Annotated in this window: 20 protein-coding genes, 2 tRNA genes and 2 pseudogenes; 5 read left to right on the top strand and 19 right to left on the bottom strand. The window is 46.3% G+C overall.

Features of this window, described 5'->3' with window-relative positions; all coding sequences use genetic code 11:
• Nucleotides 1-57: 57 nt before the first annotated feature.
• Nucleotides 58-483, top strand: a pseudogene (locus DXE33_RS00595) (C40 family peptidase); the annotation flags it as partial.
• Between the two features lie 120 nt (nt 484-603).
• On the top strand, nt 604-771 hold the full coding sequence (locus DXE33_RS09650) for a hypothetical protein (RefSeq protein ID WP_174222274.1): 168 nt from the start codon (nt 604-606) through the stop codon (nt 769-771).
• 95 nt (nt 772-866) lie between these two features.
• On the opposite strand, the gene dnaB is transcribed toward DXE33_RS09650, so the two are convergent.
• From dnaB to DXE33_RS00565, 6 genes are all read right to left on the bottom strand, one after another.
• On the bottom strand, nt 867-3,317 hold the full coding sequence (dnaB, locus tag DXE33_RS00590; protein ID WP_331851811.1) for a replicative DNA helicase: 2,451 nt from the start codon (nt 3,315-3,317) through the stop codon (nt 867-869).
• Nucleotides 3,318-3,397: 80 nt separating this feature from the next.
• The gene (gene rplI / locus DXE33_RS00585) at nt 3,398-3,850 is read right to left on the bottom strand and encodes a 50S ribosomal protein L9 (RefSeq protein ID WP_114638188.1); all 453 of its coding nucleotides are present in this window, start codon (nt 3,848-3,850) and stop codon (nt 3,398-3,400) included.
• Nucleotides 3,851-3,863: 13 nt separating this feature from the next.
• Nucleotides 3,864-4,136 (bottom strand): 30S ribosomal protein S18, encoded by a 273-nt coding sequence (gene rpsR, locus DXE33_RS00580; protein ID WP_011902267.1) that lies wholly within the window; start codon nt 4,134-4,136, stop codon nt 3,864-3,866.
• A gap of 13 nt (nt 4,137-4,149) precedes the next feature.
• Entirely contained in the window at nt 4,150-4,443 is a 294-nt protein-coding gene (gene priB, locus DXE33_RS00575; RefSeq protein ID WP_114638187.1) for a primosomal replication protein N, read from the bottom strand.
• Between the two features lie 59 nt (nt 4,444-4,502).
• Nucleotides 4,503-4,877, bottom strand: coding sequence for a 30S ribosomal protein S6 (gene rpsF / locus DXE33_RS00570; RefSeq protein WP_114638186.1), 375 nt, complete (start codon nt 4,875-4,877; stop codon nt 4,503-4,505).
• Between the two features lie 146 nt (nt 4,878-5,023).
• The gene (locus tag DXE33_RS00565) at nt 5,024-6,100 is read right to left on the bottom strand and encodes an asparaginase (protein WP_114638185.1); all 1,077 of its coding nucleotides are present in this window, start codon (nt 6,098-6,100) and stop codon (nt 5,024-5,026) included.
• Nucleotides 6,101-6,160: 60 nt separating this feature from the next.
• Between DXE33_RS00565 and lexA the strand changes: the two genes are divergently transcribed.
• Entirely contained in the window at nt 6,161-6,880 is a 720-nt protein-coding gene (gene lexA, locus DXE33_RS00560; protein WP_114638184.1) for a transcriptional repressor LexA, read from the top strand.
• A 228-nt stretch (nt 6,881-7,108) separates the two neighbouring features.
• Here lexA and DXE33_RS09695 read toward each other — a convergent pair whose 3' ends face one another.
• The 5 genes from DXE33_RS09695 to uvrC all read right to left on the bottom strand — a co-directional run bounded on the left by DXE33_RS09695 (nt 7,109) and on the right by uvrC (nt 10,352).
• A complete protein-coding gene (locus DXE33_RS09695) occupies nt 7,109-7,273 on the bottom strand; it encodes a hypothetical protein (protein WP_197711956.1) in 165 nt (54 codons plus the stop codon).
• Nucleotides 7,274-7,499: 226 nt separating this feature from the next.
• Nucleotides 7,500-7,573 (bottom strand) — tRNA-Cys (locus tag DXE33_RS00550).
• Nucleotides 7,574-7,624: 51 nt separating this feature from the next.
• Nucleotides 7,625-7,700: transfer RNA gene (locus tag DXE33_RS00545), tRNA-Gly, on the bottom strand.
• Between the two features lie 127 nt (nt 7,701-7,827).
• On the bottom strand, nt 7,828-8,403 hold the full coding sequence (gene pgsA, locus DXE33_RS00540; RefSeq protein WP_114638183.1) for a CDP-diacylglycerol--glycerol-3-phosphate 3-phosphatidyltransferase: 576 nt from the start codon (nt 8,401-8,403) through the stop codon (nt 7,828-7,830).
• A 32-nt stretch (nt 8,404-8,435) separates the two neighbouring features.
• Nucleotides 8,436-10,352 carry an excinuclease ABC subunit UvrC gene (uvrC, locus tag DXE33_RS00535; protein ID WP_114638182.1) on the bottom strand — a complete coding sequence of 639 codons (1,917 nt, stop codon included), beginning with the start codon at nt 10,350-10,352 and terminating at the stop codon, nt 8,436-8,438.
• On the opposite strand from uvrC, the gene earP reads away from it, so the two are divergent.
• Both earP and efp read left to right on the top strand, forming a co-directional pair.
• Nucleotides 10,351-11,421: an elongation factor P maturation arginine rhamnosyltransferase EarP gene (gene earP / locus DXE33_RS00530; protein ID WP_114638181.1), complete on the top strand. Its 1,071-nt coding sequence runs from the start codon at nt 10,351-10,353 to the stop codon at nt 11,419-11,421. The two genes, uvrC and earP, sit on opposite strands and share 2 nt — an antisense overlap.
• Nucleotides 11,422-11,505: 84 nt before the next feature.
• Entirely contained in the window at nt 11,506-12,066 is a 561-nt protein-coding gene (gene efp, locus DXE33_RS00525; RefSeq protein WP_114638180.1) for an elongation factor P, read from the top strand.
• 104 nt (nt 12,067-12,170) lie between these two features.
• On the opposite strand, the pseudogene nagZ reads toward efp, so the two are convergent.
• From nagZ to lepA, 8 genes and pseudogenes are all read right to left on the bottom strand, one after another.
• Nucleotides 12,171-12,754 (bottom strand): annotated as a pseudogene (gene nagZ, locus DXE33_RS00520) (beta-N-acetylhexosaminidase); the annotation flags it as partial.
• 16 nt (nt 12,755-12,770) lie between these two features.
• A complete protein-coding gene (gene acpS, locus DXE33_RS00515) occupies nt 12,771-13,163 on the bottom strand; it encodes a holo-ACP synthase (RefSeq protein WP_114638179.1) in 393 nt (130 codons plus the stop codon).
• 12 nt (nt 13,164-13,175) lie between these two features.
• Nucleotides 13,176-13,934, bottom strand: a complete 759-nt coding sequence (gene pdxJ, locus DXE33_RS00510) for a pyridoxine 5'-phosphate synthase (RefSeq protein WP_114638178.1) — start codon at nt 13,932-13,934, stop codon at nt 13,176-13,178.
• Nucleotides 13,931-14,680 carry a DNA repair protein RecO gene (gene recO, locus DXE33_RS00505; protein ID WP_114638177.1) on the bottom strand — a complete coding sequence of 250 codons (750 nt, stop codon included), beginning with the start codon at nt 14,678-14,680 and terminating at the stop codon, nt 13,931-13,933. Before recO ends, pdxJ begins: the two co-directional genes overlap by 4 nt.
• Before the next feature lie 6 nt (nt 14,681-14,686).
• Complete coding sequence (gene era, locus DXE33_RS00500) at nt 14,687-15,580, bottom strand: GTPase Era (RefSeq protein ID WP_231970472.1); 894 nt, start codon at nt 15,578-15,580, stop codon at nt 14,687-14,689.
• Between the two features lie 44 nt (nt 15,581-15,624).
• Complete coding sequence (gene rnc, locus DXE33_RS00495) at nt 15,625-16,416, bottom strand: ribonuclease III (RefSeq protein WP_114638175.1); 792 nt, start codon at nt 16,414-16,416, stop codon at nt 15,625-15,627.
• Nucleotides 16,417-16,421: 5 nt separating this feature from the next.
• Entirely contained in the window at nt 16,422-17,228 is an 807-nt protein-coding gene (gene lepB, locus DXE33_RS00490) for a signal peptidase I (RefSeq protein ID WP_114638174.1), read from the bottom strand.
• Nucleotides 17,228-19,033: a translation elongation factor 4 gene (lepA, locus tag DXE33_RS00485; RefSeq protein ID WP_114638173.1), complete on the bottom strand. Its 1,806-nt coding sequence runs from the start codon at nt 19,031-19,033 to the stop codon at nt 17,228-17,230. Before lepA ends, lepB begins: the two co-directional genes overlap by 1 nt.
• Nucleotide 19,034: the final 1 nt, after the last annotated feature.

Here is a 19,034-nt window from a genome sequence, read left to right as displayed (position 1 = left end):
TGCGGCATTTTTATTTCTACCCTGCTAACTCTATCGGGGTGCAGCACTACAAGCATCATGGGCAGCAAATCCAATGCCTCGAGAGTTGCCCAATTCAAACAAGATACGAGTGTTGGAACTGAAGACATCTCTATCGCAGCGGTTGGATTAGTGGACGTGCCCTATCGCTATGGAGGGAATACACCCAAAGGGGGGTTTGACTGTAGCGGGCTAATTGTCTATATTTATAACAAGGCTGCAGGAGTCAAGCTCCCCAGAACCATTCAACAGATGAGCAATAAAGGTCGCAGCGTTGAAAATGAACCACCCGCGCCAGGTGATCTTGTTTTTTTTAACACCACCGGTGAAAAATACTCACATGCAGGCATCTATGTGGGACAAGGAAGGTTCGTACATGCTCCAAGCGCTGGCGGCACTGTGCGCTTAGATTACATTACGGCGCCTTATTGGGCTGCTAAATTTACCGAAGCACGTCGTATAGCTCAATAAAACCCTTGTTCTTATGCTCATAGAGTTTGCCCTATATTTCTAAACATCTTAATATTTAGTAAAGTTCCCATGGGTAACCTTCTGAAGTTTCACATTCACTCAAAAAGGATTGTCATGAAAAGAATCATCATCGCTTTAAGTATTGCACTCAGTTTTACGCTTCCAACATATGCTTTTGCTGATCAAGCAGCCTGCGAAGCAAAGGCGGTAAGCAAAGATGGTAAGCCCCTCTATGGCGCAGCAAAAGCTGCCTCTATTAAGAAGTGTGAAAGCGGAAAATAAAAGTTACTTTATAAAAAGTTCTTGTCCCCTGTAAAAAAGCCTCGCATTGCGAGGCTTTTTGTTTATCCATTCTCAATACTCAGTGACTTACTTCTTCAGAATGGCTCGTAACCACCAGAGGAATACCCAATCGATCCCATGGCCAAGTTATCAAATTTGGTAAATGGGCCCTGCCAGCTTAAGCGCACAGTTCCAATTGGGCCGTTACGTTGCTTGCCGATAATAATCTCGGCAACACCCTTATCAGTTGTCGTATCAGGATGGTAAACCTCATCCCGATAAATAAACATAATTAAGTCGGCATCTTGCTCAATCGCACCAGATTCACGTAAGTCTGACATGATTGGGCGTTTATTGGGACGTTGCTCAAGACCACGATTTAACTGTGAGAGTGCAACGACTGGGCACTGCAATTCTTTTGCAAGTGACTTGAGAGAGCGGGATATTTCAGAAATCTCCGTTGCACGATTTTCAGAACCAGAGCCACTCATCAACTGCAAGTAGTCAATCACCACCAAACCAAGCGTACCGCCAAAGTTTCTAGCAATACGACGTGCGCGAGCGCGCAATTCAAGACTAGATAAAGAGCCAGTCTCATCAATCAAAATTTGCGTATTGCTTAAGCGGGCAATTGCGTCAGTTACACGCGGCCACTCATCATCTTGCAATTTACCGGTACGCATGCGTCCTTGGTCTACGCGCCCTACTGAACCCAATAAACGAGCAGCCAACTGTTCACCCGACATCTCCATAGAGAACACAACTACTGGCAAACCTTCTGCAAGCGCAACATTTTCAGCAATGTTGAGTGCAAATGCCGTGTTATGAGTCACTACATAGTCATTCGTAATGTAAGTCCTTTGTGGGTGACTAACTGAAATGCATTGAGCATTAGCCACTCTTGATGGCTCAATACTTGTAAAGGTGAGGCGTCGTTGACGATCCCAATGAGATCTCAGGCGCTCTTTTTTCTCAGGCAGCGTAAAAGCATCAAAGCCCGCAGCAAAACTCATGTTTAGTACGTAAGCAAGACGACCTTGTTTGCTCTCACCTTGATAGGTGTATGAAGTCTTTTTAGTGGCAATTGAGCAAAATCCACCTAGCGATCTAGCCAAAGCAGCAACATCTTCTGCTAACTGCTTACTTACAGTGCAGAAACGAATCGAACCCCATTTTTCAATCCAACCGTCGGTATCCATCAAACCCTGGAACAGGGCTAAACGAGCTTCTTTATTAGCTTCGAGATAAAGACTGGGAATAGCTTTGTCATAACTTCTACTTCCAAGAACACCTAGCTCATCCAAGGTAGATCTAAAGTAATTGGTACTGATATTTGCTCTTTGACCGTTGACGGCAATTCTTTCTTTGGAAACCAAGCGCCAGTCATACACGCCAGCATGCACCAACTCTATCTCATAGCCCGCAAGTGCATTCATACGCTCAATCAGCTCAGGTGATTTGGTAGAAAACATCACACTGCTATGGGATAGAGCCAAAGTTCCATCACCCAATAATGCACCAAGTACCCAAGGATGGATTGGTAATTCATTCGAGTGACCAAAGTCACCAGAAACAGGATCGATCCACAATCTGTTTTTATAACGTACACACTGCAACATTTCCATTAGACGGGCAGTATTAATAACGCGTGGCTCCGCCCAGTCACGGTACATCACCCGCCATAAATGCTCATCGCAGCACTCTGCTTTGCGACCATCAGAGAAGGTCACGCTATAAATTTGCTTGAGGCCTTGCGGATAAATACCGGTAACCATGGATGGCTGACCATCAACAGACGCAAGCTGCTCACCGATCTGCAATTCAGCCATCAACTTCCAGCCAGTTTTTGTTTTGATCTTGGCGTCAAGAGGTTGCGCCTTACCCATTGAGGGCCTGCCGGCAACAATCACAAGATCACCTTTTTGTAGGCCACTCGTTTGCTTGTCTAAATCAATAAAGCCTGTTGCGATACCCGTAATATCGCTACCGCCTTGACGGTTGTAGAGTTCATCAATACGGGCTACAACAGTTCTTAGCAAAGGCTCGATTTCAAGGTAGTCGGCTTTGCGGCTACCCTCTTCACCTATTTGCAAAATACGAGACTCCGCTTCATCGAGAAGAGTGCGTACTGAACGACCTTCGGGAACAAATGCGGAATTAACAATATTGTCTGAAACTTCAATCAAGCGACGCAAAATGCTACGGTCACGAACAATGTCGGCATAGCCTTTAATGTTTGCAGCACTCGGAGTGCTTTGCGCTAATGAGTTGAGGTAATCAATACCAACCAAGTCACCACCTTGCTCAGTCTTCACTGCTTCATGAACAGTAATCACGTCTGCTGGTTGGTTTTCGCTAATAAGGCGTGCCACGACCTTGTAGATCAGTGCATGCTCAGGACGATAGAAATCTTTTTCGTTTAACACGCCACCCAAACGATCCCAGGCGGTGTTATCGATCAGTAGACCGCCGAGCAATGACTGCTCGGCTTCTACAGAATGCGGCGGGACTTTTAAGGCCTGCACGACCGCATCCCCAGAACCCATCATGCCAGGATTTAGCGTAACGGAACGTGAACGGGATTCAGCCATGAGGCCAGCGATTTATAAAATCTCTGTTTTAAAAATTACGCTTGCTCGCCAACCACACGAATGGTGATATCAACCACTACATCAGTATGAACAGCAACAGCTACAGGGTGATCACCAACCATTTTCAACGGGCCAGTAGGCATACGAATCGATGCTTTCTCAATCGTAAAGCCTTTAGCTTTCAATGCATCAGCGATGTCGTGGTTAGTTACAGAACCAAACAAACGACCGTCAACACCAGCTTTTTGACCGATTTCGAGAACCAGGTCTTTGAGCTTTACGCCAACCGCTTCAGCCGCAGCCAATTTCTCGGCAGCCAATTTTTCCAACTCAGCGCGGCGCAATGCGAAATCAGCAATAGCTGCTTCAGTTGCACGACGAGCTTTACGTTGTGGGATTAAGAAGTTACGAGCGAAACCGTCTTTAACGCGAACTACGTCACCGAGGTTGCCCAAGTTTGTTACTTTTTCTAAAAGAATGATTTGCATTGAGGGCTCCCAATTATTTCTTATGTTGATCGGAGAATGGCAATAAAGCCAAGTAACGAGCACGCTTAATAGCAGTGTCTAACTGACGCTGATATTTTGCTTTTGTGCCTGTCAAGCGTGCAGGAGTGATCTTGGCGTTTTCGCCAATGAAGTCCTTCAATGTGTCTACATCTTTGTAATCAATCTGCTCTACACCAGCAACAGTGAAACGGCAATAACGCTTACGCTTGAACAGTGGGTTCTGAGCTGGTTTCTTTTTGAAATCGGGTTTCTTTCCAAACGCCATGATGATTTCCTCTTTAATTTTTCAATTGAATATGGGTGATATGGAAAACAAGTCTTTGATTACGTAGAGTTTTGGGTGCTAAGAATCCTTCGAACACCGCCTCGGCCCCTAAGTCCATTCGCTCTAGATCCTTTTGTATGGGACCGATTGTGATGGCTTCAACACTCATCTGAATTTTCCTTGCCACTCCTACCTCGTTTGCTTGGCCGCTATGTTCTAGCTGGCAATGCATCACCGGTATTCCTGCTGGTGTAAATCGAATTGCGTCTTTAGATACCAAGATTGCAGTGAGGGTGAAATGATTCAACGCCGCTCCGCCTCTCTGATACGTTTTCTAGTCTGTGTATTCCTCTTCAAACTTTTAACTTAGGCTACCGCTACTGGAGCGTCGGCTTGGGTTGATTTGCGAGCTTCTTCGCGCTGCACTTCTTTCATCATGATGGAAGGCTCTGTTTCAGCCTTCTTAGTCTTGATGATGAGGTGACGCAAAACAGCATCGTTAAATTTGAAAGCATGCTCGAGCTCTTCCAAAGTTTTTTGGTCGCACTCAATGTTCATGCAAACGTAGTGGGCTTTTGCAAGCTTGTCGATCATGTAAGCCATCTGACGACGACCCCAATCTTCAATACGATGAATTTTGCCGCCCGCAGCTGCTAACGTAGCTTTGTAGCGATCGATCATCGCTGGCACTTGCTCGCTTTGGTCCGGATGAACGATAAAGACGATTTCATAATGACGCATCAAACACTCCTTAAGGATAAAGTCACCTGGGCGTCTTGCTAATTTCTGATGGTTGCGAAATCAGCGCCAGTGTGACAAGGTAGTAACAAATTGTCTGTACAACTAACAAACACTATTTTCAAAGCTTTACTGCCGCTTTTCAGCGCTCACCTGATTTCAGGCAAGACCGCTATTCTAGCAAAAAAATCCTGCCAAGTCAGAGATTTACCAGCCAACTTGGCCTGTTTTTCAGCGTTCAGAGCCAGTTGAAGAGCAATTCGAGCCCTGGGGGCTGAGAGAGTGCCAGAGGCTAGGCAACCTGGCATCTCTTTATCGGGCATATTGGGTAAAGTGACCCCAGCACCTGTGCGCGTCGTTCTCACTAAGGCAATACCTCGATAGGCAGCCTCCATCAGCGGTTTTTGCCATTCCTGGTGCAATCCACCCATACCGCTACCAGCCAAAATCAAACCTGAAACTTCAGAATTGAGCCAATGCGAAACCATCTCTGATCGAGCGCCAGCGTGACTAGTCAAAATCTCCACCCAAGACCACTCATTCTCCTTGGGAATTGGTAAATCCTCCGTCCAGGCTGCCTCAACTGCCTTTACTCCCGAGAGCCAAGATGGGTTAATCAAGCCCGCTGAACTACTCGGGGAACCCATAATTGGGGCATTTAGGGCGCTAGCGTGGCGTTTAGCTAAGTCCATCGCCATGCAAGCCCTGCCATCCATGACAGCGTAAATTCCACCAGGACAATTATCTAAAGGGGTTGAAGCCCAGCGGATCGCATCTAAGAGATTAGATGGGCCATCTGCCTTGGGTGCATTCGCAGGGAACATCGCCCCCGTCAAGATCACTCGTTTGCCTAAATTTTGAGCATTATTCCCACAGGTAAGCTGTAAAAAAATGCCTGTTTCTTCAATCGTATCAGTGCCGTGAGTGATCACTATCCCCGCAACCATTGGATTTACAAGGGCCTCACGTACGACACAGCCGAGCTCTGATAACTCCCCATTAGAAAGATCGCGACTGTTGATATTAGCCACCTGACGAGATACCAGCGCTGTTCCACTAGGAATAGCTGACTGCACATGAGCCAACAAAGCTCTCACCTCAACTTGGCCAGCCTCGTATTGCAGGGGATTTTCATTAGGGTTAGGTGCCAAGCCCGCAATAGTGCCGCCCATACCCAGAACCAGAATATGGGGAAATTGATCCAGATTACGATTAATTGAACTCATACCCCTATTATCCCCTCTAAATAACTTGAATTCTTAAATAGTGCTGTATACAATCCCAGTATGGACATAAATACAGTCAATTTTCAAGAGGGGCTAACTGCCCTCCCTAAACTCACTCCACGCCAGAGCGAGATTTTGGAACTCATCACCAAAGCCATTGATGAGAGTGGCCTTCCCCCGACTCGAGCTGAAATTGCTACCCAACTTGGATTCGCATCTGCAAACGCTGCTGAAGAGCACCTACGTGCTCTGGCAAAAAAAGGTTATATCGAATTAACCCCAGGCACCTCACGCGGCATTCGTATTCCGCAACGATTCAATCAAACGCAGCATTCAAATCAATATCGTCAATTGTCTCTCCCATCGGGCGCACTACAACAACTCACATTGCCATTGATTGGTAGAGTTGCTGCAGGATCCCCCATCATGGCGGTAGAGCATATTGAAAAACAAGTGCCGATTGATCCAAGCTTATTTAGCAAAGGTGCTGATTACTTATTAAAAGTAAAAGGCATGAGCATGCGTGATGCCGGAATATTAGACGGTGATTATTTGGCCGTGAGAAAAACAACCAAGGTGCGCAATGGCGATATTGTTGTTGCACGCTTAGATGATGAAGTCACTGTGAAGCGTTGGCAGCAAAAGAAAACCGCCAATGGGGTGGTGATTGAATTACAAGCCGAGAACCCGGACTTCAAAAATATTCTGGTGGATAGCCGTCACCCCATCTTTGCAATTGAAGGTCAGGCAGTTGGCCTAATCCGTGCAGAGGATCTCTAGTTAGATCAATGACGCAAAACAAAAGGCCTCTAAATAGAGGCTTTTTTTTATTAACTGCAATTGACGAACTACTTACGCGTTGGAACAATCACGTTTGCATTCTTGGGAGACGAAGTTATCACAATAATGGATTTGGGTCCGCCAAGGGACCCTTCAACAACTTCAACTGTTGCGGTTCTATCGCCCTTGGTAAAAACTAAAATACTGGACTTTGCTTTTACTGCGCTCTCACTGTATAGTCCATCCAGATTTAGGATATTCGGACTGAAAGAATGCATACACATCGGTAGCACCCTGCAAGGCATTGACCACTGCTCTGCCAACCCACTGATTACCACCGCCAATAATGATGGGGTCAGAGCCAGCAATCTTTGCGCCCTGTGGCAGTGGCATATCGCCCAGAAGTTGCGTTTGTAATTCTTGTACCTCAGCAGGTGTTCCGGATGGGGAATCGCCAGATATTGCACACGCACCTAAGATTGCGGAAAAAATAAAGTGATTGCGCTAACTTTAAGGGTTTGGGGTTTGATCATGTCTACGCTTTAGAGTGTCCGTGCATCTTGCTTACATTAATTAAAACCATTTTAGGTGATGCACCTATTTCGTCAAGCAAAATTACTGGAGGCGCGTGAGGGAATCGAACCCCCGTACGAAGCTTTGCAGGCTCCTGCCTAACCACTCGGCCAACGCGCCAGATATACCAAAATCAAAAATGGGAAGCTTTTCAGGGCTTCCCATCGAACTTGGAGCGGGAAAGGAGGTTCGAACTCCCGACCTATACCTTGGCAAGGTATCGCTCTACCAGCTGAGCTATTCCCGCATAAACAGGGCTAAACAGGGCAATAGTTTAACAAACAATCGCCAAGAAAGCATTATTCCTAATTGAAGGGGTGAAAACGGGATCAACGCTGAGCCCGCAAAGCCAATCTGGCTGGGGGTGTATCGTATTAATCCACCTTGCCAACCAATTGGGGCAACGCCTTTTTTAGGTAATAAAACATTGACCAAAGCGTTAAAAAGGCTGCGACCCAAATCAACCAAGTGCCCAACTTAGCACAATCCAACCATCCAAATAAAGTGTCATTGAGTAACAAAAAAGGAATGGCGATAAGTTGCGCAGTCGTTTTTAGCTTACCAACCATATGAACAGCAACGCTTTTCCCAGCCCCAAGCAGTGCCATCCACTCCCTTAAGGCGGAGATCGTAATTTCTCGACCGATGATGACCAAAGCTACCCAGACTTGCACACGATCCATGTTCAATAAAACAAGGAGAGCTGCTGCCACAATTAATTTATCCGCAACAGGATCTAAGAACTGACCAAAGGCAGATTCTTGTTTTAGCCGACGCGCTAGAAAACCATCTAACCAATCAGTCAGTGCTGCCAAAACGAAAATGACTGCTCCGATGAGATTCTTTTCAAACGGACTAAACAAAGAATTTGGAACATAAAAGATTGCCACCAGCAATGGGATTGCCGCAACACGCAGCCAAGTTAGCGCAATAGGAAGATTGAATGGCATTTGCTAAGCATAAACTAAATAGAGTGACTACTTTAGTGCAGCTGGCGATAAATCTGTTCAGCCAAGGTGATAGATACCCCTTCAACGCTCGCAATCTCCTCAACACTAGCGTTCGCCACACCCTTTAGACCCCCAAAGCGAGCTAAGAGCTTTTGTCGTCTTTTAGCGCCAATTCCTTCGATCTCCTCTAGTCGCGATACCGTCCGAGCCTTAGCACGCTTTGCCCGCATACCGGTAATGGCGAATCGATGAGCCTCATCTCGAATCTGAGCTATGAGCAATAAAGCTGCACTATCAATTCCTAGGGCTAATGGTTCGCGGCCATCTGCAAATATCAAGGTTTCTAAACCGACTTTACGCCCCTCGCCTTTGGCAACACCAGCGATCAAACCGACATCCATCCCGAATTCTGATAACACCTGTCTTGCCATTTCAACCTGGCCCTTACCGCCATCAATCAAAATCACTTGTGGCATTTTTTCTGGCGGCAGTTCCTGAAAGTTGGCGTAGCGTCGTTGCAATACCTGACGCATAGCTGCGTAATCATCACCCGGTGTAATGTCGTTAATATTAAAGCGACGATATTCACCCGATTGCATAGCATTCTTGGAATAGACCACACAAGAAGCTTGGGTAGCCTCCCCTGAGGTGTGGCTAATATCAAAACACTCAATCCGTAAATGTTCTAAGCCCTCAATATCCAAACCAAGAATATCCACCAAAGCTCGCGCCCTTGCTAACTGTCCGCCCGTCTCTACTAAACGTTTAGTTAAAGCTAACTTAGCATTGCCTTCAGCCATTGCTAGCCAATGGCGTCGTTGACCTTGAGGCTGGTGCAAGAAGGTAATTTTTTTGCCAGCTTGTGCATTTAATAGATCATGGAGATCTTCAGGTGGAGCGTCGTCAAGCTGAGTCACATCATCGCCAGTAGATCGCAGCGGATGATTTAAAACTAATACCGGTGGGATTAAGTTGCTTGGCGAGCCTTCACCATAACTAGGCTCCTCTAAATAATGCTGCGCGATGAAGGCCTCTAAAATTTCTGTAGGCTCCGGAAGTTGACCAGATGTTGTTCGTAACCCTTTAGGAAAATACGCTCTATCACCCAAATGGCGGCCGCCACGCACCATGGCTAAATTGACACAAACCATGCCTTCCATTTGCGCTACAGCAATGATGTCAACATCACCTTCGCCTTCAGCAACTGTATCCATAGCTTGCTGCTGCAAAACACTCGAGAGATCAGCAATCCGATCACGTAATACTGCAGCCATTTCAAATTCCATCGCTTCGCTGTGGGCATGCATCTCTTTTTCAAGCTCCGATAAAACGCGAGAGTGATCGCCCTCTAGAAAGCGCGTTGCCTGGGCCACATCCTGCCCATACTGTTCTACACTCAGACGCCCAACGCACGGGGCGCTACAACGATGAATTTGATGCAATAAACAAGGACGACTCCGATTTTTAAACACAGAGTCTTCGCAAGTTCTTAAGCGAAATACTTTTTGCAAAATCTGCACACTATTGCGCACAGCCCAGCTATTGGGGAACGGCCCGAAGTAATGATTACGTTTATCCACTTTTCCGCGATAAGATGCTAAACGTGGAAACTGATGCCCCGTTAACATCACATACGGATAAGACTTGTCGTCGCGGAACAGAATATTAAAAGGCGGAGCCAACTCTTTAATGAGATTGTTCTCTAGAATGAGGGCTTCTGTTTCAGTCCGTGTTACTGTAGTTTCATAGCGGGCAATTTTGCCCACCATCAGCTCAATACGCGGTGATAGCTGTGTACACTGAAAATAACTCGATACCCGCTTTTTAAGGTTACGCGCTTTGCCTACATACAAAATGTTTCCCGCTTCATCAAAGAAGCGATACACCCCCGGCAATCCGGGTAGCCGTTTAACATCCTGCTGAAGGGTTTCGAAAAGCGAATTACTCATGCGTTGGGATATTTTCTGCCAAATCGTCGATAACTATGGTGATACTGGTGTTTGCTGGCGCCTAGCCCGAAGCTTATCAAGCCTTCATGGGCAAGAGGTACGCATTTTCTGCGACGACCTGCCAACCCTCAATTTACTCGCTTCTGGCGTAGAACCTGCAATTGTGCAAAAAATTGATCTCCTACCCTGGGAAGCAAGCTTTAGCAATTCACGGCATCCAGTACAAACACCGGACGTGGTAATTGAGGCCTTTGGCTGCGACTTACCCGAGCGCTATCTGGCAGGCCTCTTTGTTGCACCTATTAAACCCATCATTATTAATTTAGAGTATCTGAGCGCAGAACCCTGGATTGCCGATTTTCATGCCAAGGCTTCCCCCCAATCGCACGGTATTGCAAAGTATTTCTTCTTCCCTGGATTTCAAGATGAAGTCGGCGGTCTATTAATTGACCCCGTTCCGCCAGAAGGATATTTGGTTGCAGAAAAAATCCCTGAGGATTTAAAACCAGTTTGGTCGCAACTGCGCCCTGGCGCCAAACGCATCAGCATCTTCTGCTACCCCGGAGCGCCCTTACGAAAATGGTTAGAGAGTTTGAGCTCACTTGGTGACAATGTCGATGTAATACTTGCCCATGGTCATGCGGAGCAGTTAAATCTCTATGGCGAACAACCGCTTCATTTGCCAACGAACGTTCTACTACGTTCCATGCCATTTGTATCGCAGGATGAATATGACTGGGTTTTATCTCAATGCGACTTTAATATTGTTCGCGGAGAGGACTCTTTTGTGCGCGCCCAGCTAGCAGGAAAACCTTTTATTTGGCACATCTATCCTCAGGAAGATCGCGCTCATGAAGTGAAGTTAGCTGCCTTCTTAGACCTCTACCTTGAAAACGCCAATCAGGACCTCAGACTTGCTACCATTACGGCAATGACCTGGGCAATGCCCAGTGAATGGCTTGAATCAATAGATGCTTGGCAGACTCATGCCAAGACCTGGCGCAGCCAATTACTTCAAAAACAAGGGGATGGTGGCCTGGCAGCACGCCTACTGCGGTTTGTCACCTAGAGCCAAGCAATAAAGCCTTGCGGGCGGTTACAATCTTGTTTTTGATAAAAACCGCAGAAATCACTCTGCGCCAGGAATAGCAAGATGAAAACAGCACAAGAACTCCGCGTTGGTAACGTAGTTATGATTGGCGCCGATGCCATGGTCGTATTAAAGGCCGAATACAGCCGCTCAGGCCGCAACTCCTCTGTTGTGAAAATGAAATTTAAGAATTTGTTAACTAGCGCGCCCAACGAAGGCGTTTACAAAGCGGATGACAAATTTGATGTCGTGATCCTAGATAAAAAAGAGTGTACTTATTCTTACTTTGCAGACCCAATGTATGTATTCATGGACAGTGATTACAACCAATATGAAGTGGAATCTGAATTCATGGGTGATGCATTGAACTACCTCGAAGAAGGTATGCCATGCGAAGTTGTATTCTACGAAGGCAAAGCGCTCTCCGTTGCAATGCCTAACTCACTCATTCGCGAGATCACTTACACAGAACCTGCAGTCAAAGGCGACACCAGCTCAGGGAAAGTATTAAAGACAGCAAAATTAGCTACTGGCTATGAATTGCAAGTGCCCTTGTTTTGCAACACTGGCGATAAGATCGAAATCGATACTCGTACTGGTGAATATCGTAGCCGCGCTAACTAATTAGCTAGCTACTGATGTTAAAAAGCCCGGCCAGCCGGGCTTTTTTCTTGCCTATTTTCTTACCCAATGAGTCACACCCGAGCCTTCCTGGGTCGCTTAAATCATCAAGTGATTAATTTTAGTTGTTGCAATAATCCCTTGGCGTGCTGATACTCAGCCTCCTCTTGCAATATATCCCACGTTCTAAAAGATGCTGTTGGCATTAAGCGATTTAAGCACATTGCTGATTCTAATTGCTTAGCCTTGCTCACTTTGAGCTGACTCAGCAATTGATCGGCCAAATCTGGGCGATTACAAATCAATACTGCGTCGCAACCTGCATCAAGCGCCATTTCAGCACCTTTGACTACTGAGCCTGCAACGCTAGCTCCTTCCATGGAAAGGTCGTCACTAAAGATCGCACCTTCAAAACCTAGCTCCTGACGAAGAATGGAATGCAACCAAATTTTAGAAAAGCCAGCAGGATTCTTGTCTACCTTTGGATAGATCACATGAGCCGGCATCACAGCTGCCAAACTGAGATCCAACCATTCATAAGGCTTGGCATCATCGTTCAGAATTTCTGACAAGGAGCGCTCATCAACTGGGATAGCAATATGAGAGTCTGAGAGTCTGCTTCTGCCCAACCGTGCCCCGGAAAATGCTTGCCACAGTTGGCCATTCCACCAAGACGTAAACCTTCATTCAATATGAATAATTTGCGCTTACTTTTGCGTAACAATTACATGAGCAATGGCCATATCTTGCTCATCACTCACCGTCACCTGTGCTTCCCAATTTTGATCCTGCATAAATTGCGCCAAAGCACCTCGATAACTCGTCACAGGCTTACCACTAGGTTCATTTAGAGTCTGGAGTGAACGCCACGTCATTGGCATTCTCATTCCCAACCCAATCGCCTTTGAAAAAGCTTCTTTTGACGCAAATCGGGTGGCCAAGAATGCAATACCGCGCTTGTGATTTCTGGCTAGACGATTCTGAAAGACCAATAACTCATCTGGCCCCAAAATCTTCTCAGCCAAACGACCATTAGTGCGATCATAGGCAGCTTGCAAACGACTAATCTGCAATATATCCGTACCGATGCCAATGATCATAAGTATTCGTAATTAAAGAGGTCGGATATGGTCTTGATGTCGAGCTCGAACCATTAAGGCCTTCATATCCTCAATCGCGTTTTGCCAACCCTTAAATAAAGCCTCAGCCACAATCGCATGACCAATATTTAACTCCGATAACTCAGGAATCGCTGCAACCGGCATCACATTGCCCTCATGCAATCCATGGCCCGCGTTGACTCGAAGGCCAATACTCTTGCCAAAGCTTGCGGCATTACGAATACGCTCTAGTTCAGCAGCCTGCTCTACACCAGATACATCAGCATATCTGCCGGTATGTAGCTCGACTACCGTGGCACCCACATCCTGAGCAGCCTGAATTTTCTGCTTCTCAGGATCAATAAACAACGAGACCCGTATGCCTGCATCTTTTAATTGTTGGGTTGCCTTTTTTACTGCTTCAAAATGACTCAGCACATCTAAACCACCCTCTGTAGTCACCTCTTCACGTTTCTCCGGGACCAGGCAAACATCGTGGGGCTTCACTTGACAGGCAATCGCAATCATCTCGGGTGTAACTGCGCACTCCAAGTTCATGCGGGTTTTAATCAGGGGGCGTAAAGCAAACAGATCTGCATCCTTTATATGGCGACGATCTTCGCGTAAATGCAAGGTAATTAAATCAGCGCCAGCATCTTCTGCTAACTTAGCTGCTCGCAGTGGATCTGGATACACAGTCCCTCGCGCGTTACGCAAAGTCGCAACATGATCAATATTGATTCCAAGTTCTAAGGTTGGGCCTATGCTCATATCTGTAGATTACTAGATTTTTTTAAATCAATCAAAATTTGACGGGTAGTCAATACCCGGTCCTGTAAATGCAATCCCAAGAGAAAGCGCATTAATTGCTTGCTTTCTGAGAGCGTCTGCGCCTCTGAAAAATCACCCGCCGCAATAGCCAGCAAGGATTTGCCGGTCAGCACCGGCCAATGCCCTGGATCATCCCCTTGGGCTGGACGCACGCCACGTTCGGGTTGATAGACATACTCGGTATCAGCATCAGGAGCTTGATTGGTTTCCACGCAGCGATCTAGGGCAGCAGCATAACCAGTCTCCTGCAATAGAGAGAGCTCAAATGGACGCAGAATTTCCTCCAAGCCTTTAGATTCGAACTCGAGATTAGATAATGCATTAATCGTCTGCGCATAACGATCGTAGAGTTTTTCATATTCATCCTCGCGAGCCAAAAACTTTACAAGCAGTTCATTGAGATAGAAACCACACAGTAGCGCATCACCAACTAAGAAAGGCATGCCACCAACCCACTCCGATTTAGTGAGGGTGCGAAGCTCAGACTTACCACTCCAAGACACCAAGAGCGGTTGAAAACGTTGCAACACTGGGCGTAATGTTGAGCGAGGACGTTTAGCGCCTTTAGCAATTAAAGCCATGCGCCCATACTGACGGGTGAAAACATCCAGTATGAGGCTGGTTTCTTTATAGGGAATGCTATGCAATACAAAAGCAGGCTCGTCAACCACGCGAATCGAGGCCATGAGGAATTATTCCAATCCCTGCGCCCGTAATTCAGCGCGATCATCTGCCCAGCCACGCTTGGCTTTCACCCAAGTCTCTAGGAAGACTTTGCCATCAAAGAGCTTTTCCATATCGATGCGGGCATCCGTTGAAATCTTTTTTAGACGCTCGCCCTTTTGGCCAATGATCATTGCCTTATGACTATCACGATCAACCAGAATTGTGGCTGCAATACGGCGCATCTTGCCATCCATCTTGAATTGATCAATCACTACAGTACTGGTGTAAGGCAGCTCTTCACCCGTAAAGCGAAACACTTTTTCACGGAGGATTTCTGCTGCTAAGAAGCGCTCGCTGCGATCAGTAATGGTGTCGCCATCGTAAACTGGCTCACCCTCAGGCAAGTAGCCCTCAAGCACATCAAGCAGTCTTTCAATATCACCAGGGCTTTTCGCACTCATTGGAACAATCTCAGCAAACTCGCTCTTCTGATCTTCGTGACCGTCTAACTCACACCAAGGACGAGCCATCTCTTTAATAAAGTTTAGCAGTGCCTGATCACGCTCAGATGGCGACTGAAAGCGACTATTAAATAAATCCAATTTATTAAGCACCAGAATTACCGGCAAGTTATCGGGCAAAAGCTTGAGCACCTTTTTATCATCCTCGCCAAAGTACCCAGCTTCAACAACAAAACAGGCGACATTGACGTCTTGCAGCGCAGTAGTCACCGTTCTGTTTAACGCCTTATTCAAGGTATTCATCAGACGTGTCTGAAAGCCTGGCGTATCGATAAAAATAAATTGAGCCTCTTCGCGATTCTGAATCCCCAAAATGCGGTGGCGTGTGGTTTGTGCTTTACGAGAAGTAATGCTGATTTTTTGCCCAACTAATGCATTCAGTAAAGTGGATTTGCCCATATTGGGGCGTCCCACAATGGCGATAGTGCCGCATCTAAACACGATTAGCCCTTCAGCTTAAGATTTAACTGCTCTTCGGCTACTTCTTTTTTAGCCGCTTTTTTCTTGGCAGACCGAGTCTTCTTCGGCTTACGAGATTCTTGTGGCAATGCTTTTAAAACCGCAAGCAAGGCCGCCTTTGCAGCCGATTGCTCAGCGGCACGACGGGAAGCACCCTCACCTTTTACTGACACTTTCAGACTTGGTATCAAGCACTCCACTTCAAATTGCTGGTTATGCGCCGCCCCAGTAGTTCCAGTAACGTTATAAGTTGGCAATGGCAACTGATAACTTTGCAAACATTCCTGCAATAGGGTTTTGTCATCTTTACCCAAAGTTTTAGGATCAACTTGCGACAGAATCAATGAGTACAGCTTTCTTAGGCAATCTTTTGCGGCATCAAAACCGCCGTCCAAAAAGATGGCACCGGTTACCGCTTCCAGAGTGTCGGCCAAAATCGATGGACGACGAAAGCCACCACTCTTAAGCTCACCCTCACCCAAGCGCAGATAATCGGATAAAGAGAGTGTTTGAGCAATCTCATATAAGGCCTGTTGTTTAACCAGATTTGCCCGCACACGAGAAAGATCTCCTTCATCCAAATCTGAATAACGCTCGTACAACAAATCAGCAACGACACAATTGAGAATAGAGTCGCCCAAAAACTCCAAACGCTCATTATTTTTTTTGCTATGACTACGATGTGTCAAGGCTTGATGCAATAACTCAGGTTTCTTGAATTGATATCCAAGACGCTCTTGAAGTGGGGCTGTTTCGATGACGGAGCGCACGTTCATGAAATTTACTCGAAGCTACCGATGCGACCTAGATTGCCTAGATTAAGCCAAACAAAAAAAGCTTTGCCAACAATATTCTTATCAGGTACAAAACCCCAGTAGCGAGAATCCGCACTATTGTCTCGGTTATCACCCATTGCAAAATAATGCCCAGCCGGTACTTTACAAGTCAGACCTGTCTGCTGGTATTGGCAAAATTCAGCACCTGGAAAACGCTCTGTTGGGAACACTGCTGAAGGGCGATCTGAGTCGTTGAGGATGTCATGACGATTGCCGCCTAAATCCACTGGGAACGTTTCCGTATAGCGCTTGGCATAGCGCATATTCTCAGGATCAAGGTATGGCTCGCCACCGCTGTATTGCAATGGCAGACCATTAATCTTTAAACGCTTATCTTCATAGGTGATCTCATCACCAGGCAAAGCTACAACCCGCTTGATGTAATCAACAGATTCATCACGGGGATAACGGAATACCACTACATCACCACGCTTTGGAGATCCCAGCGTGATGACTTTTTGATTAATCACTGGCAAACGGATTCCATAGGTAAATTTATTCACCAAAATAAAATCGCCAATCTGCAATGTAGGAATCATTGAGCCAGATGGAATCTTAAATGGCTCGACAATAAATGAGCGCAGCACAAATACAGCACAAATGACTGGAAAAAATCCAGCTGTGTACTCTAACCAAAGCGGCATACGGTCATTGCCAGCCAAACGACGCTGTGGGGCAAAGTACATCTTGTCAGCAAGCCAAGCAATGCCAGAGACAATTACCAAGACAAAGAGAATGAGAGCAAAGTTCATTAATCCTCCAATTGCAAAATAGCCAAGAACGCTTCTTGCGGAATTTCAACGTTACCCACCTGCTTCATACGTTTCTTACCTTCTTTTTGCTTCTCTAATAATTTGCGCTTACGAGATATATCGCCGCCATAACATTTGGCCAATACGTTCTTGCGCAAGGCTTTCACGTTTTCACGGGCCACAATATTGCTACCAATGGCCGCTTGAATCGCCACATCAAACATTTGACGAGGAATAATGCCGCGCATTTTAGAAACCACTTCACGACCACGATGCTGACTATTGCTACGGTGAACAATCACAGACAGCGCATCCACACGGTCGCCATTAATCAAAATATCAACCTTCACTACATCAGCCGGACGATATTCCTTGAATTCATAATCCATCGATGCATAACCACGAGAAATCGATTTCAATCGATCAAAGAAATCAAGGACAATCTCCGCCATTGGCAATTCATAAGTGAGTTGGACTTGGCGACCGAGATAGTTCATTCTCGTCTGAATGCCGCGCTTACCAACACACAAAGTAATTACCGAACCCACATACTCCTGAGGCATATAGAGGTTCACCGTAACAATCGGCTCCAGAATCGTATCAACCTTACTGGTTTCAGGCATCTTGGATGGGTTATCGACCATGATGACTGTGCCATCGGACTGCTGCACCTGATACACCACAGTCGGCGCAGTCGTTATCAGGTTCATGCCGTACTGGCGCTCTAGACGCTCTTGCACAATCTCCATATGGAGCAAACCTAAGAAACCACAACGGAATCCAAATCCTAAAGCCTGAGAGACTTCCGGCTCATACAAGAGAGATGCATCATTTAACTTGAGCTTCTCCAGTGATTCACGCAATTGATCGTACTCACTAGCCTCAACTGGATATAAGCCAGCAAACACTTGTGGCTTGACTTCTTTAAAACCAGGCAGCGGCTGTGCTGCGGGAACACGACCTTGTTGTCCAGGAGAGTGTGTGACGGTGTCACCAACTTTAGCGGCTTTTAGTTCTTTAATGCCCGCAATCACAAAGCCCACTTGACCAGCAGATAACTCTGGGCGATCAACTGATTTCGGACTAAAGACACCAACGTGCTCAACCAAATGACTTGAACCATTAGCCATGAGGGTAATTTTCTCTTTAGGCTTTAGAGTGCCATTGACTACACGGATCAACATGACAACACCAACATAGTTGTCAAACCAGGAGTCAATAATCAAGGCTTGTAATGGGTCGGCTGAATTGCCTTTTGGTGGCGGCACTTTAGCAATCATTTCTTCGATCACATCGGCTACGCCCATACCAGTCTTAGCAGAACAAGTAACTGCTTCAGATGCATCAATACCAATGACATCCTCTATTTCTTTTTTTGCGCGATCCGGATCGGCTTGTGGCAAATCAATCTTATTGAGAACAGGAACAACCTCGACACCTAACTCGAGGGCCATGTAACAGTTCGCTACTGTTTGCGCTTCAACGCCTTGACTGGCATCAACCACCAAGAGAGCACCCTCACAAGCAGATAAGGAGCGACTTACCTCATAGGAAAAGTCAACGTGCCCTGGGGTATCAATCAAGTTGATGTTGTAAATCTTGCCGTCTTTAGCTTTGTAATTGAGTGCTGCGGTTTGGGCCTTAATGGTGATACCTCGCTCACGCTCAATATCCATTGAGTCCAGAACCTGGGCTTCCATTTCGCGGTCAGAGAGACCGCCACACAACTGAATAATGCGATCAGCAAGCGTTGATTTGCCGTGATCGATGTGGGCGATAATAGAAAAATTGCGGATTAAATCCATA

The sequence above is a fragment of the Polynucleobacter necessarius genome, from assembly GCF_900096765.1.
GTDB classification, from domain to species: domain Bacteria; phylum Pseudomonadota; class Gammaproteobacteria; order Burkholderiales; family Burkholderiaceae; genus Polynucleobacter; species Polynucleobacter necessarius_F.
The sequence above is the reverse complement of the archived record's forward strand: the minus strand, read 5'-3'. Positions and strand labels throughout refer to the sequence as shown.